The following is a 19,009-nucleotide window of genomic DNA, read 5'->3' as shown; positions in this document are numbered from 1 at the left end:
ACAGAGACGCCGCTTTCGCAGGCAAGCCAGCTCCCACACTGACTGCATTCCAATAGGGCGATAAACGTTACTTGGGCTTGCTGTCGATCCAATAGGCACCCTGCAACGGCATCCCCAGGAATTGCGTGTTGATCTGGTTCATGGTCGCCTGCGGGTCCAGCTTGGCGAACAGCTCTGGGTGCACCCATTTGGCCAACGATTCAATCGCCAGCAGGTTGTACGGTGAGTTATAGAAGTCATGCCACAGGCCGTGGGCATTGCCCTCGCGGATTGCACGAAGATTGGCGAATTCGGGGCGCGCCAATACCCGGTCCAGCGCCTTGTGGGCTTCATCTGCGCCAACACCCGCGCCCAAGATCAAGCCGGGCTTGCGGTTGCCGGTGGCTATATACACATCCGGGTCGGCCTTGAGCGCGTACTCGACGCTGATATCGCCCAGCGCACCCGGCACCACGCCAGCGGCGATATTGCGCCCGCCGACCAGTGCGATCAGTTCGCCCATGCCACTCTTGCCGGTGGTATGCCCCGGTGCTTGCCAAACGCCGGCCAGCAGTTCAAGGAACACACTCGGGCGCGGCCCCGCCGGCAAGGTGGCGACCGCATCGGTGATCACCTTGATGTGCTGGTCATAGAAACCCAGGAACGCCTTGGCCTGGGCTTCACGCCCCAATGCCTGGCCCAGCGCGGTCATGCTGGTGTGAGTGCCCTGCACCGGGTTGATGCGGAAGTCGACGAACACCACCGCAATGCCCGCCTTGGCCAGCACATCGGCGACCGGACTGTGTTCGGTGGGGCCGTGACCGGAAATGCTGAACACCGCCAGGTCAGGTTTCAGCGAGAGGATTTCCTCGGCGCTGACGCTTTGTTCCGACGCTTGCCCGATCAGCGGGATCTCTTTCACTGTGGGAAATTTCGCCACGTAGGCGTTGTAGGTGTGTTGGTCGAGCAGGCGCAAATCGTTCTGCCAGCCGACGATGCGCTGGAAGGGCGCGTCCTTGTCCAGCAACGCAAACGCCGAAATCAGCCGGCCTTCACCTAGGACAACGCGCTTCACGGTGTCAGCCACTTCGACCTTGCGGCCCAGCACGTCGGTGACTTCATGGGCGGCAGCGGTTTCAGCGTGGCCAAGGACCAGGGCGCCGAACAGCACACCTAGCTTGAGCAGGTGACGAGGTTTCAACATGGCAGGGACTCCAGGTGAAGGCGGCGCATCAGACATCGCTCCAGCGCCGCAACAGGTTGTGGTAGGCGCCGCTCAGTTGCAGCAGTGCGTGGTGGTCGGCGTCTTGGGCGGTGAGGGTCTGGATGGCGACGTCCATGTCCAATAGCAACTGGCGCTGGCTGTCTTCGCGCACCAGGCTTTCGATCCAGAAGAAACTCGCGATGCGTTCACCGCGGGTGACCGGGTTGATCTTGTGCAGGCTGCTGCCGGGGTAGATCAGCAGGTGGCCGGCGGGCAGCTTCAGCGCGTGCTCGCCGAAGGTGTCGCGGATCACCAGTTCACCGCCGTCGTAGCTGGCCGGGTCGGCCAGGAACAGCGTGGCGGAGATGTCGGTGCGCACCCGCTCGCGCACGCCCTTGATGCCGCGAATGGCGTTGTCGATATGCCAGTCGAAGGCTTCACCACCGCTGTAGCGATTGAACAGCGGCGGGTAAATGCGCTTGGGCAAGGCCGCCGACATGAACAGCGCGTTGTCCGACAGCCGCGCCAGAATCTGCTCACCGATGCGCAGGGCCATCGGTGAATCTTCCGTCAGTTGCCGGTTGTTTTTCGCCATGGCCGAGCGCTGTCCGGCGGTCACCTTGCCGTCAACCCAGGGCTGATCGAGCAAGGTGGCCACAGTGGCGTCGACTTCGCTGGCGCTGAACAGCGCCGGGATTTCGATCAGCACGGTTCAGAACTCATAGTCGACGCTGGCGGTGAGGGTGCGCCCTGCACCTGGGATGCCGTAGAGCTGGAAGCCGTCGAGGGAGGCGCCGACCTGGCTGTAGTAGAACTTGTTGAACACGTTGTTGAGGTTGAGGTTGACCGTAGTGTCCTTGTTCACTTTGTATTGCGCGGCCAGGTTGCTCAGCCAGTAGCCGGGGGCTTTTTCGTGGTCGCGGGTGTAGATCGCATAGACCCCGGACGGGCCGTTGGCGTAACTGCTGTTGTTGTTCAAGCCGCCGACGTATTTGTTGTCGGTGTAACGGCGGCGGCCCACATATTGCTCGCCGTAGCTGAGGCTCAGGGCATCGGTGACGGCGTAGGTGGTCCACAGGTTGGCGGTCAGGTCCGGGACGTTCTTGGCTTCGGCGCCCTTGTTGATGCCTTTGGTCTGGGTGCTTTTGAGTGCCGAGAAACCACTGTAGGCGGTCCAGCGCGGGGTGATATTGCCTTGCAGGCCCAGTTCGATGCCGTCTACACGCTTGGCGGGCAGCGCGCGTACCGGGGCGGATTCGCCGTCCTGGTATTCCCAGGCGTTGTCCAGTTCGGTGCGGAAGATCGCCGCCGTGACATTGAGCATGTCGTGGGCAATGTCCCATTTGGTGCCCAATTCATAGGTCTTGGACTTGGCCGGGCTGTAGTTGCTGGTGCTGGCTGCGCCGTAGATCTGGTTGTTGGTCGACGCACCCAACGCCGACGGCTGTGCCGCTTCGCTGTAGGACACATAGAGGCTGCCGTTGGGCAATGGCTTGAACACCGCGCCGACCCGGCCGCTGACGGCACCGTCGGTGCTGCTGATCGTGGCCTGGCCGCGCTGGCTGGTTTGTGCGCGCCAGTTGTCATAGCGCAGCGACCCCAGCACTTGCCACTGCTCGTTGAGGGTGATGGTGTCGCCCAGGTAAATCCCGGCGTTGTCGATCACTGAGCGCGGGTCGCCTTCACCTTTGGTCACGTAGGTGCTGGCGAAGCTGTGGCTGGGGTCGTTCATGTCGAACAGCATGTTGCCAGCCGGCACCTTGGCGTTGCGTTTCAGGCCGCCGTAAGTCTCGTGATAGAACTCCAGGCCGCTGACCACGGCGTGCTGCAGGCTGCCGGTGGTGAGGTTGAAGTTGAAGTCGGTCTGGTTGTCGAGGATGGTGTAGCGCTTGGACAAACCGAAGTCACTGCCGCGCAGGATGCCGTAGGCGGTGTTGCTGTTGTTCACGTAGTCGGTGTAGGCATTCACCGTGCTGCCCGGCACTTGGCTGATAGGGCCTACACCGGTGTAGCCCAGGGTCGCACAGCGCGTGCCGGTGCAGCTCTTTTGGCCGTTGGCGTTGGCAGCGAAGAAGCGCGCGGGGGAGAGCACGGCGAAGTTGTCGCTGCGTTCCCAGCGGGTCTGGTTGCGCAGGTTGGCGTCGTTCCAGTCGAAGTCATGCTCGAAGCGTGCCGTGAGCGAGGTGGTTTTGTTCTCTTGGGTATAGAGGCTGGAGTCGCCGTACCAGTTGGAGCGCTTCACGCCGGGCATGCGATCGCCATTCGTCCCACGCTGAATCGGCACGCCGCCGTCCGGGGTGTTGGTGTCTTTCTGGTAGAAGGTGTCGACGAAGAAGCGCGTGTCGGTGCCCAAGCCAAAGCCGAACGAGGTGGCAATGCCCCAGCGGTCGTAGTCCACGTCGTCACGTTCGGCCACCTGGTTGTAGTGCTTCATCAGGTTGACGCGTACGGCGGTGGTCTCGTTGATCTGTTTATTCAGGTCGGCGGTGAGGCGGCGGTAGGCATCGGTACCGATACCGGCGGAGACGCGGTTGGCATCGCCCAGGTGTGCTTCTTTACTCACCAGGTTGACGCTGCCGCCCACGGCAGACACACCAGACTCGATGGACCCGGTGCCCTTGAACACTTCCGCCTGTTGCAGGTTGAAGGTGTCGGTACGCGTGGACATGCCCGCATCGCGCACGCCGTCAACGGTCAGGCTTTGCTCGGAAGAAAACCCGCGAATCGAAAACAGATCGCCCCAACCCAGGTTGCCCTCGCCCGACATAAAGGTAATGCCTGGCACGTTGCGCAACACTTCCTGCAAGGTCTGCGCGTTCTGCTCCTTGAGCACCTGCTGCGGCACGATGGTCACGCTTTGCGGCGCGTCCAGCAGCGGCTGGCTGATTTTCGCCGAGGTCACCCGGTCCACTTTGAAGGTGGAAGTGGCTTCGCCATCGACCTTGATTTCCGGCAGGCTCAGCACCGAGTCGTTGGACGTCGCCGTTGGCGCAGCCGCCAAGGCAACTGGGGCAACGCTGCCGGCAGCCAGCAAACCGAACATCGGTGCCAGGGTGGTGTGCAGCGTGTGGCTGCGAGGTGTGGGCAATGACATGGGCAACTTCCGAGTCTAAATTACAATTACTCTCATTTAGGTTCGGTAGTCTAAAGAGCGATTCCGCCTGCCATACCCCAGGTTTGTATCGCTGATGCGTGATTATGGTTTCCTACAACATTCCATTACATTTGCGCGTACTGCTGGCTGAACTTTCGGCTATTTGCTGCGTTTCATTGTTTTTCGGATTGACTGCCCATGGCCAAGCAAGACCACCTGTTGATCGTTGATGACGACCCGCAAATCCGCCAGTTGCTCTGCGACTACCTGAGCGATGCCGGCTTCCAGGTGTCCACTGCCGCCGACGGCAAGGAAATGCGCCGGCGCCTGGCGCTGAATGTCATCGACCTGATCGTCCTCGATCTGATGCTGCCCGGCGAGGACGGCTTGAGCCTGTGCCGCGAACTGCGGGTGAACTCAAACACGCCGGTGGTGATGCTCACGGCAAAAGGCTCGTTGATCGATCGCATCGTCGGCCTGGAAATCGGCGCCGATGACTACCTGCCCAAACCGTTCGACCCGCGTGAGCTGCTGGTGCGCATCAAGGTGGTGCTGCGTCGGGTGCAGAGCTTTCCCGACCGCGCGCGCCTGGATGAAGCGCCGAGCATCCGTTTCGCCGGGTGGCAGCTCGACACGCGGGCGCGGCAACTGCTCTCGCCGGAGGGCGTGGTGGTCAGCCTGGGCAACTCGGATTACCGCGTGTTGCGCCTGCTGTTGCAGCACCCCAATCGCCCGCTGAGCCGGGACTTTCTGCTCAATCACGTGTTCGACAAGGACAGCACGCCGTTCGACCGTTCCATCGATGTGTGCGTCAGCCGTCTGCGCTCGCAACTGCCGGCCCATTTGATCAAGACCGTGCGCAACGAGGGCTACATGCTCACCGCCGACGATGTGGTGCTGGAGTCGTGAGACTGCTGCCGCGTTCGCTGTTCGGGCGGCTGGTGCTGATCCTGGTCAGCGGCATGCTCGCGGCGCAGGCCCTGACCAGCAGCATCTGGTATGACCGGCGCCATGGGCAGGTGCTGGAAATCCCCGCGCGGTTGATCGCCACGCGCCTGGCCGACGTGGTCCGCCTGGTGCACAGCGACCCGCAGCAGGCGGACCTGCTGATCAAGCTGCTCGACACGCCGACCTTTCGCCTGACCCTCAGCGACCAAGCCAGCAATACGCCCAGCACCCTCAAGGACAGCGACCGGCCCACCGAACGGCTGATCAAGAAAGTGCTGTCGGAAAAAACCGGGTACGCCCACACCCTGATTCTGTTGCGCTTGTCCCTGGTGGATGGCGACGGGCACACCGCCGGGCTGTCGACCTTGCTCGGCTCCAAGCCAGTGGTGGGGCAATTCCTGATCGACCTGCGCCTGCCCGATGGGCGCTGGTTGCAGGTGGACGCCAGTGAAGAGCAGGGCTGGACAAGCACCTCGCCACTGGACCTGTTGTTCGACTACGTCATGCGCATTTATCTGTTGCGGGTGCTGGTGCTGGTGGTGATTGCGCTGGTCGCCGTACGCCTGGCCATTCGCCCGCTCAATGCACTGGCCAAGGCGGCCGAGGCCTTGGGCCGGGATATCCAGCGCCCGCCGTTGTCAGTGGACGGCCCCACCGAAGTGCGCCGCGCAGCCCAAGCCTTCAATGCGATGCAACAGCGGCTGATCGCCAACATTGCCGAGCGCACGCGGTTTCTTGCGGCCATTTCCCACGACCTGCGCTCACCTATCACACGCCTGCGTCTGCGCACCGAGATGCTGGAGGACAATCGCACCAAGGAGCGTTTCCGCAGCGACCTGGAGGAAATGGAGCACATGGTCTCCAGTACGCTGGATTTTGTCAGCAGCGGCGAAATAAACGAGACACGGCAAAACATCGACATCAACGCCTTGCTGCAAAGCTTGCAGGCGGATGCGGAGGATGTGGGCGAACACGTACGGATCGAGGGGCGTGCGAAACAGCCGTTGCCGGGGTACGCCCGCAGCCTCAAGCGCTGTGTGCAGAACCTGCTGGAAAATGCGCTGCGTTATGGCACCGACGTGGTGGTGCGAATCGACGATCAGGCGGACAGCTTGAAGATTGTCATCAGCGACCGTGGCCCGGGGATTCCCCTGGAGCAACTCGACCAAGTGATGGAGCCGTTTTACCGCGTGGAGGGTTCACGCAACGCCGAGACCGGCGGGTATGGCTTGGGGTTGAGCATTGCTCACACCATCGCCAAGGCGCATGACGGGCGGTTGAGTTTGAGCAATCGGGAGGGGGGAGGGCTGGAAGTGGAGCTGCAGTTCCAACGCAGAACCTGAGGCTCGCGCAGGGGGGGGCATGTAGTGAGCGGGCTTGTCTCGCGCTGGGCTGCGCAGCGGCCCCATTAAGGCCGCGGCAGTATTACAGATACAACGCGTTGTCAGTTTTTAGGGCTGCTTCGCAGCCCAGCGCGGGACAAGCCCGCTCACCACAACAAGCCCGCCACGGGTTGGGGCATCAAGCCCCGTGGCACTTCTTGAATTTCTTCTCGCTGCCGCATGGGCAAGGATCATTGCGACCCACGTCCTTCAAGGCATTGCGCACCGGCTCCTGGTGAGCGTGGCCACAGTTCGGGCCGTGGACATGGCCGTGGTCGTGATCATGGTGATCGTGATCGTGATCGTGGTTGCAGTCAGGACCATGGACATGGGGTTGCTGAGTCATCGATGTCGCTCCGGAATAAAATCGCCGGGGATTATCTCGCCATTGTGGTTCACCTGCACGTCATAACCGATGAATAATCCGGTTTTCAATTCGCCTTCCAGGCGATACGGCACAGGCTGGTCGGGTTTTTTCAACATCTGCACCACATCACGGATCTGCGGCCAGAGGTTGGTGCGCACCGACACGCGGAAAAACTTATGGCTGCGCGGCGGTACGGTCAGCCATTCGTTGGATTCCCCCTCGGTCAGCACAAAGTCGCCCAGGCTGACTTTGTAGATCAGGCCGCGCACGGTCAGGTCGTCGTCGTTGCGGTTGTCCACGCGAAAGTACAGCTTGAACTTTTGCTCCAGCAGCTTGGCACGCACCACCTCGACTTTCACCAGGGAGACATGAGGCGGCGGCGAATCGTCTTCGAACCACGACGCGCAACCGGTGAGGCCAAGGGTCAACGCCAGCATCAAGCTGTACATCCGGAGCATGGCGTGAGTCCTGTGGTGGTTAGAGGTAGCTGGAACAGCACTTCTTGAATTTCTGCCCACTGCCGCACAGGCAGGCATCGTTGCGTCCGGCCTTCACCTCCACCGTCGGGTCGATGAAGTACCAGCGCCCGTCATTCTGTACGAAAGAGGACTGCTCGCGGTGGCTATGTTCACCATTGCTGTCATGCCAGCGCGCGGTGAAGGTGACGAACGCGTGTTCCGGCTGGCCGCCGAACACCTCCGAGCTTTCCACCTCAAGGCCGAGCCAGGTGCTCTGGGCACTCCAGGCGGCGATGGCGTTGCGGTCCAGGCCCGGTTGTTGGGCGGGCAGGGTGGTGGCGACCAGGTAGTCCACCAGGCCCAGGACGTAGGCGCTGTAGCGCGAGCGCATCAACGCGGTGGCGCAGGGCGCCGGGTGCCCGGCGTGATAATGGCCGCAGCAGGCATCCAGCAGGTTGCCACTGCCGCAAGGGCAAATGGATGTACTCATCGGGTTACCACCAATACTTTCCAAAGTTTTCCGGGTTGGCCCAGAAGCGGGCGTTGAGCCAGTCCGGCACTTGCTTATAGTCAAGCAGATCGTAGGTAAACAGCGTCAGAACCTGATCGTCACGCTGGAAACGCTCGCCGGCCTGCAGGGCCAGGGAGAAGAAGTCGGTGTCTTTCCAGTCGCAGGCGCCCAGGTCCACCAACACCGCAATGCGGCTGGCATTGAGGTTGCGAATGCCGCCAAGCAGGGTCAGGCCTTGCGGTTTTGACAGGTGCTCCAGGCAATCGACCACCAGCGCCAGGTCAAAACGCTGCGCCGCAAGCTCTGCCGGCAGTGGGCCGGGTGGGGCGAGGGCGACTTGGGTGTCGGGGTGCGCCGCTTGAAACGCCTCCAGTGCCGGGAACTGGCTGGCGCCCAACAGCAACAGGCGTTTGGGCTGGTGCAGGTCGAGCAAGGCGGCCAGCGCTTGCTGGGGTGTACGGGCAGAAATACCGGCGGTCATCAGAGATCCTCACATCAGGACCGTAGAGACTAGCGCGGCTGAGCGTGCGGGCCTAGAGCGGGTGGCTGCGAAAAGTCCGGCAAACACGACGATCCTCAATGAATACAGGGGCGCGGCGTAGTGGCGCAGATGAAAAGAGCCGTCTTTACTCCACCCATCGGCCCCCGCCGATCCCCTCAGGAGAAATCAGATGAGCATCATGCGGACAGCTCTACCCTTGGTTCTGCTAACCGGAGTATTGACAGGTTGCGCAGGTTTGCAAAAAACCGATTGGCCCACCTGCGCCGCTGTTGGCGGCGTGACCGGTGCGGCGATCGGTGCCACTGAAAGCGCGGCCTACGCAGGCTATGGCGCGTTGCTGGTGGGCGGCATGGCTGGCGCCTATTGCTGGGTGAACGGCGATGGCGATGAAGATGGCGATGGCGTGCCGGATAGCCGCGACAAGTGCCCGGGCACGCCGAAAGGTGTGCAAGTCGATGCCGATGGCTGCCCACCCGTAGCGCCTCCAGCGGTGGTTGAGGAGGTCGTGGTGGTCAAGGAAGAAACCATCGTGATCCGTGATGTGCACTTCCAGTTCGATTCGGCCCAGTTGACGGCGGCGGATAAAACCAAGCTCGATACCATTGCCACACGCTTGAAACAGGAAGCCCCAACCGCCCAACTGCGGGTCAGTGGCCACACCGACAGCGTCGGCAAAGACGCCTACAACCAGAAACTCTCGGAAAAACGCGCCCACTCGGTGACCGATTACTTGATCGGCGCCGGTGTACCGCGCAGCAATTTTGTATCGGTGACCGGCGCGGGCGAGAGCCACCCCGTAGCCGACAACAAAACCGCTGAAGGCCGCGCCTTGAACCGCCGCACGGAAATCCAGATTAACCGCTGACGGCCCTTGCCCCTGTGGGATCCACAGGGGCATTGCTGCCAATCCTCCTCCTTTATTAACTTTTTTGATCCTTCACTGGCAAAGCGCCTGTGTAAGTCGTTACTGTGCGTCCAAAGAAAAACTAGAAATGTTTTTTGAAAAAATTCAGGGGAGCTCCATGATGCGTAAGGTTTTATTGTTGGCCCTGTTGGTCAGCCCCGTTGCCCTGGCCCAGAGCGTCAGTGTTGAAACCAACTCATTGATGCGCCTGCCCAGCAGCACCAGTGTGTTGCAACTGGAGCGCCTTGACGTGGCGGACTACGGCACGTTGCTGATTCCGGCCACCATCAGCCAAGTCACCGTGGATGAACTGCACCTGGGCCGCGACGCGCGTATTGCCATCGTTCCCGGTAACACCGCCCTGCAATTGCAGGTGCGTCATGCGCAGTTGGATCACGGCAGCCAGATCACCTCACGCGGCGCTCCCGGCACCCATGAAAAACCCGCCAAGGCCGGGCGTGACCTGACCTTGCGCATCAATTCGCTGGCAGCAGAAGAACTCTCGGTGGACGCCCGTGGCGGCGCCGGTGCCCAAGGTTATGCCGGGCTGGATGGCGCCAACGGCGAGGATCCGGGCTGCACCTGGGGCTCAGCCGGTCGTGGTGCCAATGGCGATAACGGCGGCGATGGCTTGCCAGGCGCGGCGGGTGCGCAGGTGCGGGTCGAGTTGCCGCAGGACTTCCCGGCGCAGCAGATCAAAGTCTGGGTCGATGGCGGTGCGGGCGGTTTGGCCGGTACGGCGGGCAAGCCCGGTAAAGGCGGGCAGTCGAAGGGCTGCCTGGTGTACCGCGCCGACGGTGGTGAAAAGGGCCGCCCAGGGTTGGAAGGTCAGCCGGGGCCGGCTGGGCCTGCGGGGACTGTGACTATTCAGCGGCTGTGAGTCGTTTGGGCTGACGTCTTCGCGGGCTTGCCCGCGACGAGGCCCTAAAGAACACCCTTAGAACATCGGTCGAGCCGAAGCAATCGCCACCACCACCAACCCCACGATCAGATTGATCCCCACTAACCGGCGGATCTGCCCCAGCACCGCAGCCCCCGCCGGCCAGTCCTCAGCCGCCACCGCCGTGCGCAATTCCGGGAATTTCAACGCCTGGATGCGGATAAACAGCGCCGTCATCACCAGGTACAAGCCCATCATCACCTGCACGTAACGCGGCGCCGTCTCAAACCCATTGAAGCGCAACTGCAGCAGGCCGATGCCGCTTATCGGCAAAACCGCCACCGCCACCCACACCCATACAAAAAAACGTTGAAACACATTCGCCCACAGCTTGAGCCGGGCAGGGCCTTCAAGTGCCGCCACAGCGGCGGGGCGCAGGATCATCCAGGCGAAAAACATACCGCCGACCCAGATCAGGGCGGCCAATACATGCAGGGTGTAAGCGAGGCTAAACGCGGTCATTGTGGTACTCCGTTCTGCGCGGGATTCATTAGCGGGGTATGATAGCCGCCGATCCGAACCACTGAAAATTTATCCAGCGTTTTTTGCGCCCGACTATCCATGATCAGCACAGAACTCAAAACCACGATCCAGGGCGCCTATTCGCGTTTTCTCGAAGCCAAGAGCTTGAAACCGCGCTACGGCCAACGCCTGATGATCGCCGAAGTGGCCAAGGTCCTCGGGGATATCGACACCGACGACGAAGGTCGCCGCGAGGGTGAGCCCGCGGTCGTGGCCGTCGAGGCCGGCACCGGTACCGGCAAGACCGTGGCCTACAGCCTGGCCGCGATCCCCACCGCCAAGGCCGCCGGCAAGCGCCTGGTGATCGCTACCGCCACCGTCGCCCTGCAGGAGCAGATCGTCTACAAAGACCTGCCTGACCTGATGCGCAACAGTGGCCTCAATTTTACCTTCGCCCTGGCCAAGGGCCGTGGGCGCTACATGTGCCTGTCCAAGCTCGACGTACTGCTGCAGGAAGGCCACGCGCAAACCGCGACGGCCCAACTGTTCGAAGAAGAAGGCTTCAAGATCGAGGTCGATGAAGCCAGCCAGAAACTGTTCACCAGCATGATCGAGAAACTGGCCGGTAATAAATGGGACGGTGACCGCGACAGCTGGCCCACCGCCCTGGAGGATTCCGACTGGGCGCGCTTGACCACCGACCACAGCCAGTGCACCAACCGCCATTGCCCCAACTTCGGCCAATGCGCCTTCTACAAGGCCCGCGAAGGCATGGGCAAGGTCGATGTGATCGTCACCAACCACGACATGGTCCTGGCCGACTTGGCCCTGGGCGGCGGTGCGGTATTGCCGGACCCGCGTGACACCCTCTATGTCTTCGACGAAGGGCACCACCTTCCCGACAAAGCCATCGGCCACTTTGCCCACTACACGCGGCTGCGTTCCACCGCCGACTGGCTGGAAACCACTGCGAAGAATCTGACCAAATTGCTGGCCCAGCACCCGCTGCCCGGCGATCTCGGCAAGCTGATCGAACAGGTGCCGGAGCTGGCGCGGGAGATCAAGACCCAGCAGCAATTCATGTTCAGCGCCTGCGAGCAGGTGGCTGACTTCAAGCCCGGCGAAGACGTCGAGGGCCGCGAGCGGCCCCGGCACCGCTTTGTCGGCGGGCTGATCCCCGAGCACATGCGCGAAATGGGCATCGAGCTGAAGAAGGGCTTTTCACGCCTGACCGACCTCTTCACCCGTCTCACCGATTTGCTCAAGGAAGGCATGGACGGCGAGGTCAACATCGGCATCGCCAGCAACCAGGCCGAGGAATGGTACCCGCTGTTCGGCAGCCTGCTGTCGCGCTCCCAGGGCAATTGGGAGTTGTGGACCGCCTTCACCGTCGAAGACCCGGAAGACAACCCGCCCATGGCGCGCTGGCTGACCCTGTCGGAAAGCGGTGCGTTGTTTGATATCGAGGTCAACGCCAGCCCGATCCTGGCGGCGGAAATGCTGCGCCGCAACCTATGGAACGTGGCCTACGGCTGCCTGGTTACCTCGGCCACACTGACCGCCCTGGGCACCTTCGACCGCTTCCGCATGCGTGCCGGCCTGCCGAAAAAGGCCGTCACGGCAGTGGTGCCGAGCCCGTTCCATCACGCTGACGCGGGTGTGCTGCGGGTGCCGGACCTCAAGGCCGACCCACGGGATGCGGCGGCCCACACCGCCGCGATCATCCGTGACCTGCCGGAGCTGGTGGAAGGATCACGCGGTACGCTGGTGCTGTTCTCGTCACGCAAACAGATGCAGGACGTGTTCGACGGCCTCGACCGTGACTGGCGCAAGCAGGTGTTTATCCAGGGCAACCTCTCCAAGCAGGAAACCCTGAACAAACACAAGGCGCGCGTCGATGGTGGGGACTCCAGCGTACTGTTCGGCCTGGCGAGTTTTGCCGAAGGCGTGGACTTACCGGGCGCCTACTGCGAGCACGTGGTGATCGCCAAGATTCCGTTCTCGGTGCCGGACGATCCGGTCGAGGCGGCCCTGGCCGAATGGATCGAGGCACGGGGTGGCAACCCGTTCATGGAAATCTCGGTGCCGGATGCTTCCTTGAAGCTGGTCCAGGCCTGCGGTCGCTTGCTGCGTACCGAAGAGGACCGGGGCACCATCACCTTGCTCGACCGCCGTTTGGTCACCCAACGCTACGGCAAGGCTATCCTCAATGCCTTGCCGCCGTTCAGGCGCGAAATTTCTTAAGCCACCGTGGGCGAATACGCCCACTTCGTGGTCTATCTCAATTATGTCATCAGGCCATTCACCGGCCGTCTGGGAGAACCTTGTTCGTATGATTCGCACGCTGCCCGCCCTTTTTGCCTTGCTGCTCGCCGCGCCCTCGATGGCTGCGCCTGCCGGGCAACAGACCCTGTTCAACTTCGTCCGGCCTGCCGATGTGGTCAAGGTGGCGACCCAGGACGCCAGCCTGCCGCAATACAACGCCGAACAAACCCCCGAAGGCGAGGTGCTGCGCCGCATTACGTTCAACCCGGCTGCCGAGCCGAACCTGGTTCTCAGCCCGCAAACCGGTACCTGGGACTGGTCCCAGTCGGGCGCCATGAGCCTGCGCATCCAGAGTGCGATGGACTGGGCGCTGACGCTCTACGTCAAGGTGCAGAGCAGTGATGGCCGTACTCTGGTCAGCCGCGTCGACCTGCCGGCCGGCCCGGCCCAGACCCTGCTGGTGCCGCTGCAGGCCAACTCGCCGCTGAGCCAGGGCATGAAGGCCGGCCCGCCGATGCCGATCACCGTGGACGGCCAGCGCGTGTTACTGGCCAGCAGCGCTGGCGAGATCGACCGCAGCCAGGTGGTTTCGGTGACCTTGTCGATGATCAAGCCCAATGCCGCTCAGAGCATCCTGCTGGAGCGCTTTGGCGTGCAGGACAGCGAACCGGTGATTAAGGCGGCCTATAGCGAGCTGGTGGATGCCTACGGTCAATCCACCCGAGCGCGCTGGCCGGAAAAAGTCAGCAGTGACGAGCAGCTCAAAGCCGCCGCCGCCAAGGAGCAACAGCAGCTCCAAGGCTGGCTGGCCACGCGGGACAAATCTGCGCTGGATCAATATGGCGGCTGGAACAAAGGCCCGGCCTTCGACGCCAGCGGGTTTTTCCGCACCGAGAAGCGCGACGGGCGCTGGTACCTGGTGACGCCGGAGGGGCACCCGTTCTACTCACTGGGCGTCAATACCGTGGCCCCGGACAACAGCCAGACCTACGTGGCGGGCCGAGAATGGATGTTCGCGGCGTTGCCCAAGGGCGGCGAGCCTTTCGACAAGTACTACGGCAGCAGCGACAACCGCACCGGCAACGGCGCGGGCGAAGGGCGCAGTTTTGCTGCCGGGCGTTGGTATGACTTCTACGGCGCCAACCTGCAGCGCACGTATGGCGGTGACGGGTTTGACCAGAAGCGCTGGGTCACCCACACCCTCGACCGCTTGCAGGCGTGGGGTTTCAACACCGTCGGCAACTGGAGCGATGATGATCTGGCCACCGCCGACCGCGTGCCCTACACCTTGCCGCTATCGATTGTCGGCGACTACGCTAGCATCAGCACCGGCACCGACTGGTGGGGCGGTATGCCCGACCCGTTCGACCCACGCTTCGCCATGGCCACCGAGCGCGCCGTGGCGATTGCTGCCCGCGATCACCGTGATGATCCGTGGTTGATCGGCTTTTTTGCCGACAACGAGCTGGCTTGGGCCGGCCCTGGCGATGACCCAAAGTCCCGCTACGCCCTGGCCTACGGCACGTTGCGCATGACCACCGACGTACCGGCCAAGCGCGCGTTTCTCAAGCAGTTGCGCGACAAGTACCGTAACGAAGAAGGTTTGTCGAAGGCCTGGGGCATCCAATTGAAGGGCTGGGAGCTGATGGAAGACCCGGGCTTCGAACCGCCTATGCCCAACCCCGAGCACCCGGAAATCGAAGCTGACTTCAAATACTTCCAGAAGACCTTCGCCGATGCCTACTTCAAGACCATCTCCGACTCGCTGAAATGGCATGCACCCAACCAACTGCTGTTGGGCGGCCGTTATGCGGTGAGCACGCCGGAAGCCGTGGCCTCCTGTGCGCAGTACTGCGATGTGTTGAGTTTCAATATGTACACCCTCAAACCCCAGGACGGTTACGACTTCGCCGCCTTGCGGGCGTTGGACAAGCCGGTACTGATCACCGAATTCAACTTCGGCTCGGCCGACCGTGGGCCGTTCTGGGGTGGCGTGACCCAACTGGCCAAGGAAGACGACCGTGGCGTGGCCTACGGCAATTTCCTCAAGCAGGCCATGGCCGAGCCGTCGATTGTCGGCGTGCACTGGTTCCAGTTCCTGGATCAACCGGTGACCGGACGCCTGCTGGACGGTGAGAACGGTCATTTTGGCCTGGTGGGCATTACTGACATCCCGTTCCAGGGCTTTGTCGAGAGCGTGCGTAAAAGCAACCTGGCGGCGGTCGACCAACTGGGCAAGGAAGCGGAAAAGGCCAAGGCGGCAGGCGCCGCGCGTGAAAGCGAGGGTGGCCGGGACGGACATGAGGGCAAAGGCCCGGGGCAGGGCGCCGGGCACGCAGGCGGGCACTCCGGAAATGGTCATTGATTGAGCGCTGACGGGTTCACAAAACCCACAAGGGCTGGAACAATGTCGGCCACTTTTTTTGATGTTTTTCGAGGGCGCTCAGGTGCAGATTCAGGGTCATTACGAACTCCAGTTCGAAGCGGTACGCGAAGCCTTCGCCGCGTTGTTCGATGACCCACAGGAGCGTGGTGCCGGGCTTTGCATCCAGATCGGTGGCGAAACCGTCGTCGACCTGTGGGCCGGCACCGCCGACAAGGACGGGGCCGAGGCCTGGCACAGCGACACCATCGTCAACCTGTTCTCCTGCACCAAGACCTTCACCGCGGTCACGGCCCTGCAATTGGTGGCCGAAGGCAAATTGCAACTCGATGCGCCGGTCGCCCACTACTGGCCTGAATTTGCTGCCGCTGGGAAAGAAGCCATCACCCTGCGCCAGTTGCTCTGCCACCAGGCCGGGTTGCCGGCGATCCGCGAAATGCTGCCCACCGAGGCTCTCTACGACTGGCAACTGATGGTCGATACGTTGGCCGCCGAAGCCCCGTGGTGGACGCCGGGTCAGGGCCACGGCTACGAGGCCATCACCTACGGCTGGCTGGTCGGCGAATTGCTGCGGCGTGCCGATGGGCGCGGGCCGGGAGAGTCCATTGTCGCGCGGGTGGCGCGACCATTGGGGCTGGACTTCCACGTAGGGCTGGCGGATGAAGAGTTTTACCGCGTTGCACATATAGCGCGCAGCAAAGGCAATATGGGCGATGAAGCCGCACAACGTTTACTGCAAGTAATGATGCGTGAACCGGCGGCCATGACCACGCGTGCATTTGCCAATCCACCGTCTATTCTGACCAGCACTAATAAACCTGAATGGCGCCGTATGCAGCAGCCAGCGGCGAATGGTCACGGTAATGCGCGCAGCCTGGCGGGTTTTTATAGTGGATTATTGGACGGTAGTTTGCTTGAAGCCGACATGCTCGAACAATTGACCCGCGAACACAGTATCGGGCCGGATAAAACATTATTGACACACACCCGTTTTGGCCTGGGCTGCATGTTGGACCAACCGCAGCTGCCCAACGCCACGTTCGGCCTTGGCCCGCGTGCATTCGGGCATCCTGGCGCCGGTGGCTCGGTGGGGTTTGCCGACCCTGAGCACGATGTAGCATTTGGTTTCGTGACTAATACATTGGGGCCTTATGTACTTATGGACCCACGGGCACAGAAGTTGGTCGGAATATTGGCCGGTTGTCTGTAAACCCCTTGCTGTTTCACGTTTTTTTGTTACAAAGGCAACTATAAGAAGGCGCTGAACGAAATGATGTAACTTTAATGTTCTGTAAGCGTCTGTTTAACGGGTCATCCAGACCCCCGTTTCTTTTCTCATTTTGTGGATATCTCATGTTATCGAACAAGTCCTTGGCACTGGCGCTATGCCTCACTATTACCGGCTGCGCACAAACTCCACAAAATGATGCCGAGGGCGGGCATTGGTGGTCATTTGGATCTGATAAGGCCGCGACCAAGGACGCAGTGACCCAAGCCGACGCCAAGCCAGACGCCAAGCCAGACGCCAAGCCAGCTGCCGGCGCCAAGCCTGCCGCACCGGTAGCCGCTGCGGCTGCTGCGCCAGCCCCGGCTCCAGCCGCCAAGGCTGACACCGGCTCTAGCTGGTGGCCATTCTCTTCCAAGACCGCCGACGAAAAGGCTGCCGATGCCAAGGCCGACCTGAAAGCCGACCTCAAGGCCGCAGAACCTGCCCCTACGGTTGCCAAGACCGACACCGAAACCCACTGGTGGTGGCCGTTCGAAAGCAAGCCCAAGCCATTGGCCAAGGTCGACGTAACCAACGTGCCGATGCCCGATCCGAAGATCACCCAAGCCTGGTTGGACGACTATGAGCCGCGGCTGCGCGCTGCCATCAAGGACAGCAACCTGCAACTCGAGCGTCGTGACAACGTGCTGGTAGTGATCGCCCCGGTCGACGGCTCCTACAACCCGAAACGCCCGGCCATGTTGCTGCCCGTCACCCTCGGCCCGTTCACCCGTGTGGCCAAGGCCGTTGAAGCCGATCCGAAGACCGCCGTACTGGTACTCGGCCACGTCGATGCCACTGGCACCGCCCCGGCCAGCCAGGCATTGACCAAGGAACGCGCGCAATCCATCGCCTCGATCTTCAGCCTCAGCGGCTTGAAGCAAGACCGTCTGATGCTGCGCGGCATGGGCGACCTGATGCCACGAGCGGCCAATGACAGCAACCAGGGCCGCGCCCTGAACCGTCGCATGGAAATCATGTTCACCCAGCGCACCACCATGCTGGCGCTGCTGAGCAAGTACCAGTCGGGCAAAACCCCGCCTGTCGCCGAAATGGTTGCCGTGCAGGACGTTCCAGCCCCGGCACCGGCCGCCAAGGCACCGGCTAAAAAGGCGCCCGCTGCGAAAAAAGCGGCAGCCAAGCCTGCGGCCAAAAAAGCCCCGGCCAAGCCCGCTGCGAAAAAACCGGCTCCAGCCAAGGCCAAGGCCGCTGCACCGGCAAACGACCAGGCGAAAAACTGATCTGCTGAACCAGAAGGATAAAGCCGCATGACCCAGGCACTGGCCGATATGCGCCGTGACTACACACGGGATGGCTTGAGCGAGGCCCAGGCCCCGAGCGAGCCGTTTGCCTTGTTCCACCAGTGGTTTGCTGACGCGGTGAAAACCGAGCAGCCACCGGTGGAGGCCAACGCCATGACCCTGGCCACCGTCGACCAGGACGGTCGCCCGCACTGCCGCATCCTGTTGCTCAAGGGCTTGGATGCGCAGGGTCTTACCTTCTTTACCAACTATCAGAGTGCCAAGGGTCAACAGCTGGCTGCGCGGCCGTTCGCAGCCATGACCTTCTTCTGGCCGACCCTCGAGCGCCAGGTGCGCATTGAAGGTCGGGTGGTCAAGGTCACGCCCGAGGAGTCGGACGCTTATTACCAGGTCCGCCCGCTGGGCAGCCGCCTGGGGGCCTGGGCCTCTCCGCAGAGCCAGGTCATTCGTGACCGCGAAGAGCTGCAGGACCTGCTCAAGGCTACCGAGCAACGTTTCAGTGATACCCAGCCCGATTGTCCGGAGCACTGGGGCGGCTATCGCCTGTTGCCCGAGCGCATCGAGTTCTGGCAAGGCCGCGCCAGCCGCCTGCATGACCGCCTCAACTACCGCCTGCAAGATTCGCAGTGGACGCGCGAGCGTCTGGCGCCCTGAGCTGCACCTTTCGTCACTTCGCTTGAATGTTGCCCATCACCCCGAAGTCTCTTTAACAGAGACTCCGGGCGTGTACTGTTGCGCCACATTCTTCAGCCAGTCCGGCAAGTCAGACCGTTTGATCTTCAACGCACGGGCCTGCTCCAGTTGCGTGAGCATGAAGGCACGCTTGTGCGGATCATCGCCCGCCAGGGACAGTGCCAGGTCACGGTCGATCCAGCGCCGGATGCGTAGGTACAACCAGCCGTGGAAATACAGGCCGGCAAGGGTTGCGACTACAATGATGAAGTAATCCATGAGGGTCCTGGCTACGAGAGAAGAGCTACCGTTCGTCGAGTTTTCTGGTGCGGGCAGTCTGTACTAAGGCTGAATGAAAGCAATTTTCTGCGGGGCTTGCCGTGACAGGCGTCAAGCTGCAGCGTTTAAT

Annotated in this window: 18 protein-coding genes; 9 read left to right on the top strand and 9 right to left on the bottom strand. The window is 62.0% G+C overall.

What is annotated here, in order from left to right; genetic code table 11:
• Positions 1–67: 67 nt before the first annotated feature.
• Genes AC0IYN_RS03780 through AC0IYN_RS03770 form a run of 3 tightly spaced genes read right to left on the bottom strand, consistent with a single transcriptional unit; the run spans position 68 to position 4,277 of the window.
• Positions 68–1,183, bottom strand: a complete 1,116-nt coding sequence (locus AC0IYN_RS03780) for an ABC transporter substrate-binding protein (protein WP_471840578.1) — start codon at positions 1,181–1,183, stop codon at positions 68–70.
• Between the two features lie 28 nt (positions 1,184–1,211).
• Positions 1,212–1,892, bottom strand: a complete 681-nt coding sequence (locus AC0IYN_RS03775) for a Fe2+-dependent dioxygenase (RefSeq protein WP_471840574.1) — start codon at positions 1,890–1,892, stop codon at positions 1,212–1,214.
• Positions 1,893–1,895: 3 nt separating this feature from the next.
• Complete coding sequence (locus AC0IYN_RS03770) at positions 1,896–4,277, bottom strand: TonB-dependent receptor (RefSeq protein ID WP_471840572.1); 2,382 nt, start codon at positions 4,275–4,277, stop codon at positions 1,896–1,898.
• A 198-nt stretch (positions 4,278–4,475) separates the two neighbouring features.
• Here AC0IYN_RS03770 and AC0IYN_RS03765 point away from each other — a divergent pair, with 198 nt between their 5' ends.
• The gene (locus AC0IYN_RS03765; protein WP_038849710.1) at positions 4,476–5,186 is read left to right on the top strand and encodes a response regulator; all 711 of its coding nucleotides are present in this window, start codon (positions 4,476–4,478) and stop codon (positions 5,184–5,186) included.
• Positions 5,183–6,568: an ATP-binding protein gene (locus AC0IYN_RS03760; protein ID WP_471840570.1), complete on the top strand. Its 1,386-nt coding sequence runs from the start codon at positions 5,183–5,185 to the stop codon at positions 6,566–6,568. Before AC0IYN_RS03765 ends, AC0IYN_RS03760 begins: the two co-directional genes overlap by 4 nt.
• Positions 6,569–6,746: 178 nt before the next feature.
• Here AC0IYN_RS03760 and AC0IYN_RS03755 read toward each other — a convergent pair whose 3' ends face one another.
• From AC0IYN_RS03755 to AC0IYN_RS03740, 4 genes are read right to left on the bottom strand one after another with little or no spacing between them, the layout of a single operon-like run.
• On the bottom strand, positions 6,747–6,953 hold the full coding sequence (locus tag AC0IYN_RS03755) for an SEC-C metal-binding domain-containing protein (RefSeq protein ID WP_034137262.1): 207 nt from the start codon (positions 6,951–6,953) through the stop codon (positions 6,747–6,749).
• Positions 6,950–7,432 (bottom strand): LEA/WHy family protein, encoded by a 483-nt coding sequence (locus AC0IYN_RS03750; protein ID WP_078047238.1) that lies wholly within the window; start codon positions 7,430–7,432, stop codon positions 6,950–6,952. The genes AC0IYN_RS03755 and AC0IYN_RS03750 overlap by 4 nt, the downstream gene beginning before the upstream one ends.
• Before the next feature lie 19 nt (positions 7,433–7,451).
• Positions 7,452–7,922: a YchJ family protein gene (locus AC0IYN_RS03745; protein WP_028619236.1), complete on the bottom strand. Its 471-nt coding sequence runs from the start codon at positions 7,920–7,922 to the stop codon at positions 7,452–7,454.
• 4 nt (positions 7,923–7,926) lie between these two features.
• Positions 7,927–8,424, bottom strand: coding sequence for a DUF6231 family protein (locus tag AC0IYN_RS03740; RefSeq protein ID WP_406597756.1), 498 nt, complete (start codon positions 8,422–8,424; stop codon positions 7,927–7,929).
• 190 nt (positions 8,425–8,614) lie between these two features.
• On the opposite strand from AC0IYN_RS03740, the gene AC0IYN_RS03735 reads away from it, so the two are divergent.
• The gene (locus tag AC0IYN_RS03735; protein ID WP_406597757.1) at positions 8,615–9,310 is read left to right on the top strand and encodes a PA1041 family peptidoglycan-binding anchor lipoprotein; all 696 of its coding nucleotides are present in this window, start codon (positions 8,615–8,617) and stop codon (positions 9,308–9,310) included.
• A 160-nt stretch (positions 9,311–9,470) separates the two neighbouring features.
• Entirely contained in the window at positions 9,471–10,229 is a 759-nt protein-coding gene (locus AC0IYN_RS03730) for a collagen-like triple helix repeat-containing protein (protein ID WP_078050876.1), read from the top strand.
• Between the two features lie 57 nt (positions 10,230–10,286).
• Here the strand turns inward: AC0IYN_RS03730 and AC0IYN_RS03725 are convergent, their stop codons facing one another.
• Positions 10,287–10,751 carry a CopD family protein gene (locus AC0IYN_RS03725; protein ID WP_406597758.1) on the bottom strand — a complete coding sequence of 155 codons (465 nt, stop codon included), beginning with the start codon at positions 10,749–10,751 and terminating at the stop codon, positions 10,287–10,289.
• 99 nt (positions 10,752–10,850) lie between these two features.
• Here AC0IYN_RS03725 and dinG point away from each other — a divergent pair, with 99 nt between their 5' ends.
• The 5 genes from dinG (at position 10,851) to pdxH (ending at position 18,582) form a co-directional block, all read left to right on the top strand.
• Entirely contained in the window at positions 10,851–12,995 is a 2,145-nt protein-coding gene (dinG, locus tag AC0IYN_RS03720; RefSeq protein WP_028619241.1) for an ATP-dependent DNA helicase DinG, read from the top strand.
• 88 nt (positions 12,996–13,083) lie between these two features.
• Positions 13,084–15,381 carry a beta-galactosidase gene (locus AC0IYN_RS03715; RefSeq protein WP_471840567.1) on the top strand — a complete coding sequence of 766 codons (2,298 nt, stop codon included), beginning with the start codon at positions 13,084–13,086 and terminating at the stop codon, positions 15,379–15,381.
• Between the two features lie 82 nt (positions 15,382–15,463).
• On the top strand, positions 15,464–16,609 hold the full coding sequence (locus AC0IYN_RS03710) for a serine hydrolase domain-containing protein (RefSeq protein WP_078050877.1): 1,146 nt from the start codon (positions 15,464–15,466) through the stop codon (positions 16,607–16,609).
• A 143-nt stretch (positions 16,610–16,752) separates the two neighbouring features.
• Positions 16,753–17,907: an OmpA family protein gene (locus tag AC0IYN_RS03705; protein ID WP_471840565.1), complete on the top strand. Its 1,155-nt coding sequence runs from the start codon at positions 16,753–16,755 to the stop codon at positions 17,905–17,907.
• Between the two features lie 27 nt (positions 17,908–17,934).
• Positions 17,935–18,582: a pyridoxamine 5'-phosphate oxidase gene (gene pdxH, locus AC0IYN_RS03700; RefSeq protein ID WP_471840564.1), complete on the top strand. Its 648-nt coding sequence runs from the start codon at positions 17,935–17,937 to the stop codon at positions 18,580–18,582.
• A gap of 36 nt (positions 18,583–18,618) precedes the next feature.
• Here the strand turns inward: pdxH and AC0IYN_RS03695 are convergent, their stop codons facing one another.
• Positions 18,619–18,879, bottom strand: coding sequence for a hypothetical protein (locus AC0IYN_RS03695; RefSeq protein WP_406597761.1), 261 nt, complete (start codon positions 18,877–18,879; stop codon positions 18,619–18,621).
• Between the last annotated feature and the right edge of the window lie 130 nt (positions 18,880–19,009).

It is taken from the genome of Pseudomonas sp. AC112 (assembly GCF_979253545.1).
This window is presented reverse-complemented; position numbering and strand designations above follow the sequence as displayed.

Coding starts and splice junctions, on each gene's coding strand:
- AC0IYN_RS03780 (WP_471840578.1), bottom strand. CDS start 1,183: ATGTTGAAACCTCGTCACCTGCTCAAGCTAGGTGTGCTGTTCGGCGCC.
- AC0IYN_RS03770 (WP_471840572.1), bottom strand. CDS start 4,277: ATGTCATTGCCCACACCTCGCAGCCACACGCTGCACACCACCCTGGCA.
- AC0IYN_RS03765 (WP_038849710.1), top strand. CDS start 4,476: ATGGCCAAGCAAGACCACCTGTTGATCGTTGATGACGACCCGCAAATC.
- AC0IYN_RS03755 (WP_034137262.1), bottom strand. CDS start 6,953: ATGACTCAGCAACCCCATGTCCATGGTCCTGACTGCAACCACGATCAC.
- AC0IYN_RS03750 (WP_078047238.1), bottom strand. CDS start 7,432: ATGCTCCGGATGTACAGCTTGATGCTGGCGTTGACCCTTGGCCTCACC.
- AC0IYN_RS03745 (WP_028619236.1), bottom strand. CDS start 7,922: ATGAGTACATCCATTTGCCCTTGCGGCAGTGGCAACCTGCTGGATGCC.
- AC0IYN_RS03740 (WP_406597756.1), bottom strand. CDS start 8,424: ATGACCGCCGGTATTTCTGCCCGTACACCCCAGCAAGCGCTGGCCGCC.
- AC0IYN_RS03735 (WP_406597757.1), top strand. CDS start 8,615: ATGAGCATCATGCGGACAGCTCTACCCTTGGTTCTGCTAACCGGAGTA.
- AC0IYN_RS03730 (WP_078050876.1), top strand. CDS start 9,471: ATGCGTAAGGTTTTATTGTTGGCCCTGTTGGTCAGCCCCGTTGCCCTG.
- AC0IYN_RS03725 (WP_406597758.1), bottom strand. CDS start 10,751: ATGACCGCGTTTAGCCTCGCTTACACCCTGCATGTATTGGCCGCCCTG.
- dinG (WP_028619241.1), top strand. CDS start 10,851: ATGATCAGCACAGAACTCAAAACCACGATCCAGGGCGCCTATTCGCGT.
- AC0IYN_RS03715 (WP_471840567.1), top strand. CDS start 13,084: ATGATTCGCACGCTGCCCGCCCTTTTTGCCTTGCTGCTCGCCGCGCCC.
- AC0IYN_RS03705 (WP_471840565.1), top strand. CDS start 16,753: ATGTTATCGAACAAGTCCTTGGCACTGGCGCTATGCCTCACTATTACC.
- pdxH (WP_471840564.1), top strand. CDS start 17,935: ATGACCCAGGCACTGGCCGATATGCGCCGTGACTACACACGGGATGGC.
- AC0IYN_RS03695 (WP_406597761.1), bottom strand. CDS start 18,879: ATGGATTACTTCATCATTGTAGTCGCAACCCTTGCCGGCCTGTATTTC.